Annotated in this window: 10 protein-coding genes; 8 read left to right on the forward strand and 2 right to left on the reverse strand. The window is 62.4% G+C overall.

What is annotated here, in order from left to right:
• Positions 1-126: 126 nt before the first annotated feature.
• From DW913_RS02460 to DW913_RS02485, 6 genes are all read left to right on the forward strand, one after another.
• Entirely contained in the window at positions 127-1,959 is a 1,833-nt protein-coding gene (locus DW913_RS02460; protein ID WP_117797465.1) for an NAD(P)-binding protein, read from the forward strand.
• A 50-nt stretch (positions 1,960-2,009) separates the two neighbouring features.
• Positions 2,010-3,764 carry a [FeFe] hydrogenase, group A gene (locus tag DW913_RS02465; protein ID WP_199580726.1) on the forward strand — a complete coding sequence of 585 codons (1,755 nt, stop codon included), beginning with the start codon at positions 2,010-2,012 and terminating at the stop codon, positions 3,762-3,764.
• A gap of 2 nt (positions 3,765-3,766) precedes the next feature.
• Positions 3,767-4,822 (forward strand): ABC transporter substrate-binding protein, encoded by a 1,056-nt coding sequence (locus DW913_RS02470; protein ID WP_117797467.1) that lies wholly within the window; start codon positions 3,767-3,769, stop codon positions 4,820-4,822.
• Between the two features lie 3 nt (positions 4,823-4,825).
• Positions 4,826-6,196, forward strand: a complete 1,371-nt coding sequence (locus tag DW913_RS02475) for an ATP-binding cassette domain-containing protein (RefSeq protein ID WP_147349621.1) — start codon at positions 4,826-4,828, stop codon at positions 6,194-6,196.
• Positions 6,197-6,411: 215 nt separating this feature from the next.
• Positions 6,412-6,615 carry a hypothetical protein gene (locus DW913_RS02480; protein WP_117797469.1) on the forward strand — a complete coding sequence of 68 codons (204 nt, stop codon included), beginning with the start codon at positions 6,412-6,414 and terminating at the stop codon, positions 6,613-6,615.
• 34 nt (positions 6,616-6,649) lie between these two features.
• Positions 6,650-7,561 carry a CPBP family intramembrane glutamic endopeptidase gene (locus tag DW913_RS02485; RefSeq protein WP_117797470.1) on the forward strand — a complete coding sequence of 304 codons (912 nt, stop codon included), beginning with the start codon at positions 6,650-6,652 and terminating at the stop codon, positions 7,559-7,561.
• Here the strand turns inward: DW913_RS02485 and DW913_RS02490 are convergent.
• Complete coding sequence (locus tag DW913_RS02490) at positions 7,558-9,693, reverse strand: YgiQ family radical SAM protein (protein ID WP_233541972.1); 2,136 nt, start codon at positions 9,691-9,693, stop codon at positions 7,558-7,560. The two genes, DW913_RS02485 and DW913_RS02490, sit on opposite strands and share 4 nt — an antisense overlap.
• A 253-nt stretch (positions 9,694-9,946) precedes the next feature.
• On the opposite strand from DW913_RS02490, the gene DW913_RS02495 reads away from it, so the two are divergent.
• Positions 9,947-10,666, forward strand: a complete 720-nt coding sequence (locus DW913_RS02495) for a YoaK family protein (RefSeq protein ID WP_117797472.1) — start codon at positions 9,947-9,949, stop codon at positions 10,664-10,666.
• A 79-nt stretch (positions 10,667-10,745) separates the two neighbouring features.
• Here DW913_RS02495 and DW913_RS02500 read toward each other — a convergent pair whose 3' ends face one another.
• Entirely contained in the window at positions 10,746-11,285 is a 540-nt protein-coding gene (locus DW913_RS02500) for a hypothetical protein (protein ID WP_006235355.1), read from the reverse strand.
• Between the two features lie 412 nt (positions 11,286-11,697).
• Here DW913_RS02500 and fucO point away from each other — a divergent pair, with 412 nt between their 5' ends.
• Positions 11,698-12,864 (forward strand): lactaldehyde reductase, encoded by a 1,167-nt coding sequence (fucO, locus tag DW913_RS02505; RefSeq protein ID WP_117797473.1) that lies wholly within the window; start codon positions 11,698-11,700, stop codon positions 12,862-12,864.
• Positions 12,865-12,992: the final 128 nt, after the last annotated feature.

Below are 12,992 nucleotides of genomic sequence, written 5' to 3' on the forward strand. Positions count from 1 at the left end.
GCCGAGGGTGACATTTCATACCGCCTGCCGAACTGCGTGGAGACCTAACAACTTTTTAGGTCAGTGTTGTGCGTGTAGCAACTTCGCCCGGCCTCGCCTCCGGGCTGCCATGTGAGAGGGGATCTTATGGCTCGACTGCACGTAATGGAACGCAGCCACGCTCAGGCCGTCATGGACGACCTGCACGATGCGCTCGGACGTCGTCTGGCGGTGAGTTCGCTCGCCCCGTGCCCCGTTGAGTTTACGGCAGCGCTCGTCAATCTGTGCTCCACCCAGAGCTGCGGCAAGTGCACGCCCTGCCGCGTGGGCCTGAGCGCGCTGAGCGACCTGCTCGCCGATGTGCTCGAGGGCCGCGCCGACGAGTCCACGCTCAACTTGATTGAGCGCACCGCCCGCACCATCTACCTTTCGAGCGACTGCGCCATCGGCTACGAAGCTGGCGCCATGGCACTCACGGCCATTCGCGGCTTCCGCGACGATTTTGAGCACCACATTCGCGAGCACTCCTGCGGCTTTGACCGCGAGGCCCGCGTCCCGTGCGTTTCGGGCTGCCCGGCGCACGTCGACATTCCCGGGTACATTTCGCTGGTCGAGGCCGGCCGCTATGCCGACGCCGTCAAGGTCATCCGCAAGAACAATCCGCTGCCGCTCGTCTGCGGCCTGGTGTGCGAGCATCCCTGCGAGATGCACTGCCGCCGTGGCATGGTCGACGACCCCATGAACATCCTCGCCCTCAAGCGTTTTGCCGTTGAGCATAGCGACCTCAACGACCACAAGCCGCACGTGGTGGACAACACCGGGAAGCGCGTCGCCGTGATCGGCGGCGGCCCGGCCGGTCTTTCTTGCGCTTACTACCTGGCCGTGATGGGCCACAAGGTGACCATCTTGGAGCAGCGCCACCACCTGGGCGGCATGCTGCGCTACGGCATCCCCAGCTATCGTCTGCCGCGCGAGCGCCTGCAGGCCGAGATCGACTGGATCTTGAGCGCCGGCATCGACGTGGAGCTCGACCACTCCGTCAACGGCGAGGAGCTTGCCCGTCTGCGCGACGAGTTCGATGCCGTCTACCTGGCCATCGGTGCCCACAACGACAAGAAGCTCGGCCTTCCGGGCGAAGAGGCACCCGGCGTTGAGTCGGCCGTCAAGATGCTGCGCGCCATCGGCGACGACGAGCTGCCCGACCTGAGCGGTCAGCGCGTGTGCGTCATCGGTGGCGGCAACGTTGCCATGGACGTGGCCCGCTCTGCCGTGCGCTGCGGTGCCGAGAAGGTGAGCATCGTCTACCGCCGCCGCATCTGCGACATGACGGCCCAGGACGCCGAGATCGCCGGCGCCCAGGCCGAGGGCTGCGAGGTGCTGGAGCTGACGGCCCCGCTCGCCATCGAGACCGGCGAGGACGGTCGCGTGTGCGGCCTGCGCGTGCAGCCACAGATTATCGGCGAGCCCCGCCGCGGTCGCCCGGCCCCGCGTGCCGCCGCTACGCCAGAGCGCGTCATCCCCTGCGAGCGCGTGTTCGTGGCCATTGGCCAGGACATCGATTCCAGGCCGTTTGAGGAGATGGGCATTGCCTGCAAGTGGGGCTGCGTCGTCACCGATTCGGACGGCGCCGTGCCCAACTTCGATGGTCTCTTTAGCGGCGGCGACTGCCAGACCGGCCCCGCCACCGTTATCCGCGCTATCAACGCCGGCCGCGTGGCCTCGGCAAACATCGACCGCTACCTGGGCTTTGATCACAAGATCAAACTCGAGGTCGAACTGCCGACCGTCCAGTTTAAGGGTAAGCACGAGTGCGGCCGCTGCGAGCTGGGCGAGCGCGAGGCCGGCGAGCGCATCCACGATTGGAATCTGGTCGAGCAGGGCCTTACCGAGGAGGAGGCACGCCAGGAGGCAAGCCGCTGCCTGCGTTGCGACCACTTTGGCTTTGGCGCGTTCCGCGGAGGGAGGAACCTGGAATGGTAGAGCCTAACAAAACCACCGTCAGCGACAACACCGAGAACGGAGCGCACAACATGGTCAGGCTCATTATCGATAGCCGTGAAGTCGTGGTGCCCGAGCGCACCACGATCCTAGATGCGGCCAAGTCCGTCGGCATCCAGATTCCCACCCTGTGCTATCTGCGCGATCTAAACGAGATCGGCGGCTGCCGCGTGTGCGTGGTCGAGGTTGAGGGCTGCGACCAGCTGGTTGCCGCCTGCAACAACTACGTGCTCGACGGCATGGTGGTCCACACCAACAGCCCCAAGGCGCGCGAGGCCCGTCGCACCAACGTGCAGCTGCTGCTGTCCCAGCACGACTCGCGCTGTACGAGCTGCGTGCGCAGTGGTAACTGCAACCTGCAGACCATCGCCAACGACCTGGGTATCTTCTATCTGCCGTACGAGCAGCACCTGGCGCGCGAGGGCTGGGACTTCGATTTCCCCATCATCCGCGACAACGACAAGTGCATCAAATGTATGCGCTGCATCAAGGTGTGCGAGAGCGTGCAGGGCTTAGGGATTTGGGACCTGACCAACCGCGCCACGCATACCGCCGTGGGCACCCGCGGGCGTGCGCCGATCGGCAAGACCGATTGCGTCGCGTGCGGTCAATGCATCACGCATTGCCCGACAGGCGCGCTGCGCGAGCGCGATGACACCGAGGCCGTGTTCGACGCTCTCGCTGATCCCGACAAGATCGTGCTGGTGCAGATCGCGCCGGCCGTGCGTAGCGCTTGGGGCGAGGAGCTCGGCATTCCGCGCGAGGAGGCTACCGTCGAGCGCCTGGCTTGTGCGCTGCGCCGCGTGGGCTTTGAGTACGTGTTCGACACCGACTTCTCGGCCGATCTCACCATTATGGAGGAGGGCTCCGAGCTGCTCGAGCGCCTGGGTAAGGCCGCCAAGGGCGAGGGCGACAGCCGCAGCTGGCCCATGTTCACGAGCTGCTGCCCGGGCTGGGTACGCTTTGTGAAGGCGCGCTACCCGGAGTTTGTCGACAGCCTGTCCACGTCAAAGTCGCCGCAGCAGATGTTTGGCGCCATCGCCAAGACCTACTACGCCAAGGTGCTGGGCGTGGAGCCCGAGCGCCTGTTTGTGGTGTCCGTGATGCCGTGCACGGCCAAGAAGGCCGAGTGTGCGCTGCCGAGCATGGTGGGCGAGGGCGGCGTGCCCGATGTGGACGTTGCGCTGACGGTGCGCGAGATGGTACGCATGATTCGCGCGAGCCACGTGAGCGTCGACACGCTTACCGAGGAGCCGCTCGATACGCCGCTGGGCTTTGGCACGGGCGCGGGTGTGATCTTTGGCGCCACGGGCGGCGTGATGGAGGCCGCCGTGCGCTCGGCATATTACCTGGTGACGGGCAAGAATCCCGACGCCGACTTCTTTACTGATGTGCGCGGCCTGGACGGCTGGAAAGAAGCCGTGGCCGATATCGATGGCACCAAGGTGCGCGTCGCCGTGGCACACGGGCTGGGCAACGCCGCGCGTCTGCTCGACGCGATTCGCGACGGCCGTGTGAGCTATGACTTCGTTGAGGTCATGGCATGCCCGGGCGGCTGCGTCGGCGGCGGCGGTCAGCCCATCCACGACGGCTGTGAACTGGCGGCCGAGCGTGGCCAGGTGCTCTGGGGGCTGGATGCCGCTGCGGACATTCGCTTCTCGCACGAGAACCCCGATGTTCAGGCGTGCTACCGCGAGTTTTTGGGCGCGCCGCTCTCGCCGCTGGCCGAGGAGTTGCTGCATACCGACCATCACGCCTGGTCGATGCCTAACGAGGGGAAGTGCTAACGATGCGCGCGTTTGAATTTGAGCTTTCGCGCCGAGGGTTTGCCTCGGCGCTTGCCGCGGGCGCGCTGTCGCTTGCGTTGGCCGGCTGCAGCGGCGGGGCTGCCGGTGCCGGGTCCGCCGCGGGCTCGGCTGCCGCGGACGGCGCCGGTGCTGCTGCAGAGTCGGTCGAGGTGCACGTCGCCTCGCTCAAGGGACCGACCTCGATTGGCCTGGTGCAGTTTATGGACCAGGCGGCCGACGGTGCCACGGATAACGAGTTCAACTTTGCGATCAGCGCCGCGGCCGACGAGATCGTGCCCAAGATGATTCAGGGCGATGTCGACATTGCTCTGGTGCCCGCCAACGTGGCGAGCGTGCTCTACAACAAGACCGAGGGCGCGGTGCAGGTCATCGACATCAACACGCTGGGCGTGCTGAACGTGGTGACGGGTAACGCGGACGTTACTTCGTTTGGTGATCTGGCGGGTCGTACCGTCTACATGACGGGCAAAGGCACCACGCCGGAGTACGTCATGAACTACCTGCTGGAGCGCGCGGGCCTGACCAGACAGGTGACGCTCGAGTTTAAGAGCGAGCCCACCGAAGTGCTGTCGGCGCTGCTTGCCGATCCGTCTGCCGTGGGCGTGCTGCCCGAGCCGTTCAAGACCGCTGCCATTGCAAAGAGCGAAGGCAAGCTGTCGGCGCCGGTGAGTCTGACCGATGTGTGGGATGAGCTGGCGGGCGACACGGGTTCGCGCCTGCTGACGGGCGTGACCGTGGTGCGCCGCGCGTTTGCCGAGGAACATCCCGAGGCCGTTGCGGAGTTCTTGAGCTGCCATGCGGCGAGCGTTAAGGCTGTCAATGCGGCGCCGACAGATTGGGCGCAGGCCGTGGTCGATGCCGGCATCGTGGACAACGCCAAGATCGCCGAGAAGGCGATTCCCGGGTGCATGCTTGTCTGCCAGACGGGGAAAGATATGAAGGCGGCGCTCGGTGGGTACCTGCAGGTGCTGGCCGATGCGGATGCGAGCGCCGTGGGCGGCAAGCTCCCGGCTGACGATTTCTACTACATGGAGTAGCCCGTGCGCGCGTTTGCTCGACAAATGACAGAGCGTATGAAGGCGGCGGCAGGTGCCGTCGCCGCCTTTTGGCTTGCCGCGTGGATGCTGGTGGCGGCGCTGGTGGCGCAGCCGCTGATCTTGCCGGGGCCGGGTGCTGTTGCCTTGGCGCTGCTGCGCCTGGTGTGCGATGGCGGTGCCTGGGCGATTTTGGTGGGCTCGGGCGCGCGGATACTGGGCGGGCTGGCGCTTGCCGCGGTGTGTGGTGGCGTGCTTGCCGGGATTTCGTCACGCTCGCGGGCGTTTGCACGCCTGGTGGCTCCGGCGCTGTCGTTTGTAAAGGCGACGCCGGTTGCCTGCGTGGTGGTCCTGCTGCTTATCTGGCTGGGATCGGCGCGCGTGAGCATCGCGGCAGTCTTTTTGATGGCGCTGCCGGGCGTATATTTCTCGCTGGTCGAGGGCTTGGCACAGGCGAATAAACCGCTGGAGCAGATGTTTCGCCTGCATGGCGTGCGGGGATGGCGACTGTTTTGCGCTCATACCTGGCGCGAAGTCCTGCCGTTTGTGCTTTCGTGTGCCCGGTCCGTGATCGGCATGAGCTGGAAGGCCGGCGTGGCAGCCGAGCTGATCGGCATGGCGGTGGGCACCGTGGGTGAGCGCATCTATCAGGCAAAGCTTTTGATTGAGACGGCTGATCTGCTGGCGTGGACCGTGCTGGTCGTTGCCGCCTCGTGGGCGTGTGAGCGCGTGCTGGTGTGGCTGCTGCGGGTTTCGGGACCCGTGGCGTGGGGCGCGGCCGTGCGGGCGCATGGGCGTGGTAGTCGCGGGCGTGCGGGGGCTGCGGGCGATGGCGCTGCGGCGGAGCTTGCGCTCGTCGTGGGCGATCGCGCGCCCTGGGCGCCGGCGCTCGCCGGACTGGTGCTCAACGTGCCCGCGTCTGGGCGTATCTGTGTGATGGGCGCCTCGGGTGCGGGCAAGTCTACGCTCCTTGCCCTTGCGGCGGGGGAGTGCGCGCCGTGCTCCATGGTGTTTCAGGATGCACACTTGGTCGAGTCCGCCGCGGCGCTGGATAACGTGCTAGTGTGCGCCGATGCACGCGTGGACGCCTCGAGTGCTGCGGCCCTGTTGCGCCTGCTGGTGCCGGGGGTCGATGTACATACTCGCGTGGCCGAGCTTTCGGGCGGGCAGCGCCGTCGCGTCGAGATCGCTCGAGCCCTGCTGTGCCCGGGCGGCGCGGTGATTCTTGACGAGCCCTTTACCGGTTTAGATACCGCTGCGCGCGACGCATGCGCCGAGGTCGTGCTCGACTTGCTCGACGGCCGTATGCTGCTGCTTGCATCGCACGATGTCGCCGACGCTCAGGCCCTCGATATCTCGGACATCATCACGCTCTAAATACCTACTCAGCAACAAAATGATTCGTTTTCCTCCGCCCCCATTGGGTCGGGTGTGCTATTCTATCTGCGGGGTAATACTTAGGAATACCAAGTAATACCAACGCCGTAGAAACAAACTCCGGATGCGGGCCAATCGGGTTGCCTTCACAGCCCGTCGCCCAGCCGCGTGGCCCGCATCTATCCGCACCACCGTCGTTTCAAAAAGGAAGCGCCATGGCAGATCACATGACCCCGGTTGTCGCGAAGGTCTTGCCCGAGGAAAAGGCGGCCTTCGCGGCGGCAACCCAGCTCGTGGGCACCACGCCGTCCAACGCCATCCGCATGTTTATCGCCGCGTTCAATCGCTGCGGCACCTTCCCGTTCGACATCTCGCCGAGCGGGGCTTTTGGCACTGCGCCCGATTCTCATCAACAATGACTGTCCCCAAGTGCCGGGTTTTGAGGAGGTTGGCATGCTCAATGCGATAGCGTGGGCGCTTGCCTGTTTTGGCGTTGTCGCGGCAGATATTGCCCTGAGCGTGGTTCTGTTTTCTGTTCTCGATGCCGTGTCGGTGCTGACGGGCTATCCGATCGACAACCTCGATGTCCAATGGTTCCAGGCTGCCGCTCAGACGGCGTCGTTTTTGATGGCGCTGCTGTGGTGGCGCTATCTGTGGCCCCGCTCCTTCATGGCGCGCCGGCAAGGTGAACGCCCGCTCGGCGGGGGAGCAAATGCTGCATGGAAGCGCGTCGCATGCGTTGTCGTGATCGGCCTATCCATGCAGGTGGTCATTAGCTACCTATGCGACGGCGTGCTGTCGCTGCTGCCCGAGGTTGCGGCGGACTATAGCGAGCTCGTCGAGGAAACAGGCTTGGGCGATACCAACCTTCTTGCCGTCCTGACCACGGTGCTCGGCGCTCCGTTTTGCGAGGAGTTGCTGGTGCGCGGCATTGTTTTTGAGTTTTCGCTACGAGCGTTTAATCCGCAGTGCCGCCCGCTTTGGAAGCGCAGGCGTCGTGCGAGCGCGCAGGACGGCGCCATGGTGCCCTGGGCGGCACCAAGCACGTGGGGTATCGCCGCGGCGATTGTGCTGCAGGCGGCAATCTTCGGTTTTATGCACATGAACTGGGTACAGGGCTGCTATGCGGGTGCCGCCGGCCTCATCTTTGGCTGGGTGCTCGTGACCACCGGAAAGCTCCGCTACACGATCCTGCTGCACTTTGCCTTTAACGCCGGGTCGTACCTGATGGGTCTGTTGTGGTTTGTGAACACACCGCTCGACGTGGTAATCACGGTCGCTATCGCCGGCGTCATCCTCGTTGAGGCTATGCGCTCGCTGCGCCACGCGTGTGGGATGGGCGCAGCGAGCGCGCCGCTGCCCTAGTTGCGACGCCCGCCTCCGTTGGCGCCCTGACGCCCCTGAGCTGCACGGTTGCGCCCGGCAGTGTTCTGTGCACGCGACATGCCGCCGTGCCCCTTGCTGCCTTTGGGTCCCTTGCCGCCAGCGCCACCGTGCGGCTTGCCGCCTTTCTTGCCGGTGCCATGCCCACCGCCAGCAGACGTCTCACCCGGGCGCGGCGGCACGGGGCGGATTAGACAGTGTTTGGTGTAGCCGATCAGGTCACGACGCCCGGCCTTTTCTAGTGCCTCGCGTACGAGCTTGTAGTTCTCGGGCTTGCGGTATTGGATGAGCGCACGCTGCATGGCCTTCTCGTGCGGGTCGCGTGCCACGTAGATCGGCTGCATGGTGCGTGGGTCCACGCCGGTGTAGTACATGCAGGTCGACATGGTGGACGGGGTGGGGTAGAAGTCCTGCACCTGCTCGGGCATGTAGCCCATGTCGCGCACGGCCTCGGCAAGGTCCACAGCTTCCTTCATGGTCGAGCCGGGGTGGCTCGAGATTAGGTATGGCACTACGTACTGCTTGAGTCCGTATTCGCGGTTCAAGCGTTCAAATTTACGGCAGAACGCGTCGTAGACGGCGCGGCTCGGCTTGCCCATTACGGAGAGCACCGCGTCGCTCACATGCTCGGGCGCTACGCGCAGCTGGCCCGAGACATGGTGTTCCAGCAGCTCGCGCAAAAACTCGTCCGAGGCATCTGCCATGGTGTAGTCAAAACGGATGCCGCTGCGGACGAAGACCTTTTTGACGCCCGGCAGCTGGCGCAGGTCGCGCAGCAGCTGCGTGTAGCCGCTCTCGTCGACCACCATGTTCTTGCACACGCTCGGCCACAGGCAGCGCTTGTTCTTGCATACGCCGTGCTTGAGCTGCTTGTCGCAGGCAGGGCGGCTAAAGTTTGCCGTTGGGCCGCCCACGTCGTTGATGTAGCCCTTAAACTCCGGGTCGCGTGTGAGCAGCTCGGCCTCGCGCATGATTGAGTCGTGGCCGCGCATCTGCAGCACGCGGCCCTGGTGGAAGGTGAGCGCGCAAAACGAGCACTCGCCAAAGCACCCGCGGTTGGAGCTAATGGAAAACTTGATCTCGGCAAAGGCCGGCACGCCGCCCGCCGCGTCGTAATCGGGATGCCAATCGCGTGCGTAGGGGAGCTCTGCCACCTCGTCCATTTCATCGGTAGTGAGCGTCGCCGACGGCGGGTTTTGCACCACATAGACGCTGTTGGGGTAGGGCTCTACCAGGCGATGACCGGTGATGGGGTCCATATTCTGCTGCTGCACATTAAAGCTGCGCGCGTAGTTGAGCTTGTCGGCGGTAAGGTCGTCCCAGCTGGGCAGCAGATCGTAGTCGTAGACCTCGTCGAGCGAGCCTGTGCGGTAGACGGTGCCGTTGATATAGGTGATCTGATCGACGGGCAGCCCCGCGTCGAGCGCGTCGGCGATCTCGACAATCGCGTGCTCGCCCATGCCGTAGATGAGGATGTCGGCGCCCGAGTCGAGTAGTACCGAACGCTTGAGCTTGTCCTGCCAGTAGTCGTAGTGGGCCAGGCGGCGCAGGCTCGCCTCGATGCCGCCGATGATGATAGGAGCGTCCTTGAACGTCTGGCGGATGAGGTTGCCGTAGACCGTGACGGCTCGGTTGGGACGGCGCCCCTCCTCGCCGCCGGGGGTATAGGCGTCGGTGTGGCGGCGGTGCTTGGTCACCGAATAGTGGTTGACCATGGAGTCCATGTTGCCGGCGCTGACGAGAAAGCCCAGGCGCGGCTCGCCGAGCACGCTGATGCTGGCGGGGTCGGTCCAGTCGGGCTGGCAGATGATACCCACCTTGTAACCGTGCGCGTCGAGTACGCGGCTGATGATGGCCATACCAAAGCTGGGGTGGTCCACGTAGGCGTCGCCGCAGATGTAGACAAAGTCGCACTGGTCCCAACCGCGCGCATCCATGTCGGCGCGGTTGACGGGGAGGAACTTATCGCGGCCCGGACGCCAGGGACGGACAGGTGCTGTCGAGGCATGAGTGGTGTGGCCGCTCTGGGCCTTGCCGCCGCGCTTTTGCTGCTGGCCCTGTTTGCCCTGCTGACTGCGCTGGTTGTTCTGAGCGTGCTGAGGCTTTTTTGCCACGATCCCTCCCGGTGTTTGTATGCTGCACGTAATTGTAACCAGTCTTTTTGGGACGGGGCTAAAAAGACTGGTGGAGTACATGGGCTGGCGGATCGGCGTGTCGATGCGGGTGCCGTTTGTTTCCAGACTGTGTATCCCCGTGTCGAAGGGGCCGTCTCGCGCGCACGCCATGTTGTCAATGGGTTACAGTATGAACGGCGGCTATATGTCCGCCAACGCACGAGAGAGTCGTCAACAAGGAGGATGCACGACGATGCAGCGTGCCAAACAGATATCGGAGTCTATTGAGCTGGGCATCATCTTGGCGCTCGCCGGTGGCTTTATGGATGTGTATTCGTACATTGGGCGCGATCATGTTTTCGCCAACGCGCAGACGGGCAACATCCTGCTCGTGGGCGTGAGCATCTCGGAGGGCAATTGGGCACTTGCGGGGCGCTACTTCTTCCCTGTGGTGTCGTTTGCTGTGGGTATTATGCTTGCCGACCTGGTACACGAGCGGTTTGGCAGCGTGATTCACTGGCGCCAAGTGACGGTGTTCTTTGAAGCCGTCATCTTACTGGGCGTGAGCTTTATCCCCGGTGGCGGTTACAACCTGCTCGCCAACTGCCTCACCTCGTTTGCCTGCGGCATGCAGGTCGAGAGCTTCCGCAAGATACATGGTCACGGCATCGCCACGACCATGTGCATCGGTAACCTGCGCAACGCGCTGCAAAACGTGGACGACTACATCATCACCCACAAGCGCGGCTTTTTGGAAAACGGCGTGCTGTACTTTGGCGTGATCTTTACCTTTGTGTTTGGCGCCGTGCTGGGCAACTGGTGCATCGAGCGCATGGGCCTGCACGCCATTGCGGTGGCGAGCGTGCTGCTGTTTATCGCGTTTACCATCATGTTTATCGACCGCGAGCGTGACCTGCACAGGAAATGGGCCCGCATCATAGCTGACTGGCAGACCGCGAGTCTTAAGCGCTAAGGTGCATGTTTGTAACAACATTCAGGAGCCAGAAAAACTATCTAGCTCCTGAATGTTGTTACAAACTGCTTTTTGCGATTTATTCGAGATGCTCTTCAATCCGAGCCCTAAGAAGGGCAATGGCTGTAGGTATTCCAATTGCGGCGGCTAATTCGGCTTTATCCAAAACCTGTATGCTAAAGCACGATTGTTTATCACATTGAAGGACGATAACTGAAGATAGTTTCACTTCCCGTTGGCTGAATATATCGTAATCTCCAAATAGGAAGTTACCTTTTATTGTGTAATTCGGTATGTTCGTTACGCACTTCATCTCAAGTCTGTTTAGGCCATAATCAAACACCGCAACTTCCTCGTGTTCGATGATGAGCGCAACCCTGGGCATGTTGCTAAAACCACCGTCGACGACAGTGAAGAGTTTTTCATTTGCATCGTCATAAACGGTATATTTAAGACTCAATAGCTGTCCTAGTGGACCCGTGAACCCATGTTTTTTGATGTTGAGGTTGTCTCCCGCTGGGTTGATGAGAGCCAGAGTATGCGGATAAGGGTTACCTTCAATTGAGATTTGATATTCGTTTGTAGCTGTCTTGCTCGATTTAGGACCACTAGCCACCATGTGTCATCGCCTCGATCGAATTGGAACCGTCTTCTGCTTCGTGCGGAGAATTACGCTGTACGTTGCAGTAGATGCAGCTGCAATAACCGCATGGGCAATTTCTAACAAAATGAATGACGTTATTTGCTGTATGCATGTTATTCATTACAAAGTATCTTTTTATAAACGTATTGTCAAACATATATTGCTAAAACAGAAACAATTTATAGACTGAGTCGGTTGTATTCTTTGGGCGATTGCTCCTAGAATCTAGCCTTCGCTGCTGTCGGGAGGGAAGGGCTAAGGCCCCGTTAGTATGTTGAAGCGCTTTAAACTATTTGACGTTCTCACGTGTTTTTTGTTTCAAAAGCGTTAGGATGGGACTTATAGTGCGGGGCGTAACGGGTGCCCCGCGCACGATAGGAGGCTATCAATGGCTAATCGTTTCGTTCTCAACACCATTTCTTACCATGGTTCCGGCGCCATCAAGGAGATCCCCGGCGAGCTCCAGCGTCGTGGCTACAAGAAGATCTTCGTCTGCTCCGACCCCGATCTGGTCAAGTTTGGCGTTACCGCTAAGGTGACCGACGAGCTCGACGCCGCCGGCATCGCTTGGAGCCTCTACTCCGAGATTAAGCCCAACCCCACCATCCAGAACGTCAAGGACGGCGTCGAGGCCTTCAAGGCCGCCGAGGCTGACGCTATCGTGACCATTGGTGGTGGCTCCTCCATGGACACCGCCAAGGCTATCGGCATCATCATCAACAACCCTGAGTTCGCCGATGTCCGCAGCCTCGAGGGCGTTGCTCCCACTAAGAACCACGCCGTGTTCACCATCGCTGTGCCGACGACCGCCGGTACCGCTGCCGAGGTGACCATCAACTACGTCATCACCGACCCCGAGAAGGTCCGCAAGTTCGTGTGCGTCGACACTAACGACGCCCCCGAGGTCGCCGTCGTCGACCCCGACATGATGGCTTCCATGCCCGCCGGCCTGACCGCTTCCACTGGCATGGACGCTCTGACCCACGCCATCGAGGGCTACACCACCAAGGGCGCTTGGGAGCTCTCCGACATGTTCCACTTTGAGGCTATTAAGCTGATCAGCGAGAACCTGCGCGACTCCGTTGCCGAGGCCAAGTCCGGCCAGCCCGGCTCTGGCCGCGAGGGCATGGCTCTTGGCCAGTATGTCGCCGGCATGGGCTTCTCCAATGTCGGCCTGGGCATCGACCACGCCATGGCTCACACCCTGTCCGCTCACTACGATACCCCGCACGGTGTCGCCTGCGCCATGCTGCTGCCGATCGCCATGGAGTTCAACAAGCCGGTTTGCACCGAGCGCCTGGCCAAGGTCGCCGTCGCCATGGGCGTTGACACCACGGGCATGAGCACCGACGAGGCCGCCGATGCCGCCATCGCCGCCGTCAAGCAGCTCTCTGCCGACGTGAACATCCCGCACGTCTGCGAGGCCATGAAGGCTGACGAGATCGAGGTTCTGGCCAAGGACGCTATGGCCGACGCCTGCTTCCCGGGTAACCCGCGCGAGGCGACGCTCGACGATGTCATCGAGCTCTTCAAGAAGATCTGCCCGGCTGAGTAAATTACTCCCGTCGGCGGTCCCGGGCTTCCCTCCGGGCGCGTCCTCGGACATGTAAAAGGCCCCGCTGCGCGCGTTGCGCGGCGGGGCCTTTTACGTCCTGACGCTCCTATTTGGCAAGGTGTTTTTTA

The sequence above is a fragment of the Collinsella sp. AM42-18AC genome (assembly GCF_003467965.1).
Lineage (GTDB): Bacteria > Actinomycetota > Coriobacteriia > Coriobacteriales > Coriobacteriaceae > Collinsella.

Coding starts and splice junctions, on each gene's coding strand:
- DW913_RS02460 (WP_117797465.1), top strand. CDS start 127: ATGGCTCGACTGCACGTAATGGAACGCAGCCACGCTCAGGCCGTCATG.
- DW913_RS02465 (WP_199580726.1), top strand. CDS start 2,010: ATGGTCAGGCTCATTATCGATAGCCGTGAAGTCGTGGTGCCCGAGCGC.
- DW913_RS02470 (WP_117797467.1), top strand. CDS start 3,767: ATGCGCGCGTTTGAATTTGAGCTTTCGCGCCGAGGGTTTGCCTCGGCG.
- DW913_RS02480 (WP_117797469.1), top strand. CDS start 6,412: ATGGCAGATCACATGACCCCGGTTGTCGCGAAGGTCTTGCCCGAGGAA.
- DW913_RS02485 (WP_117797470.1), top strand. CDS start 6,650: ATGCTCAATGCGATAGCGTGGGCGCTTGCCTGTTTTGGCGTTGTCGCG.
- DW913_RS02495 (WP_117797472.1), top strand. CDS start 9,947: ATGCAGCGTGCCAAACAGATATCGGAGTCTATTGAGCTGGGCATCATC.
- DW913_RS02500 (WP_006235355.1), bottom strand. CDS start 11,285: ATGGTGGCTAGTGGTCCTAAATCGAGCAAGACAGCTACAAACGAATAT.
- fucO (WP_117797473.1), top strand. CDS start 11,698: ATGGCTAATCGTTTCGTTCTCAACACCATTTCTTACCATGGTTCCGGC.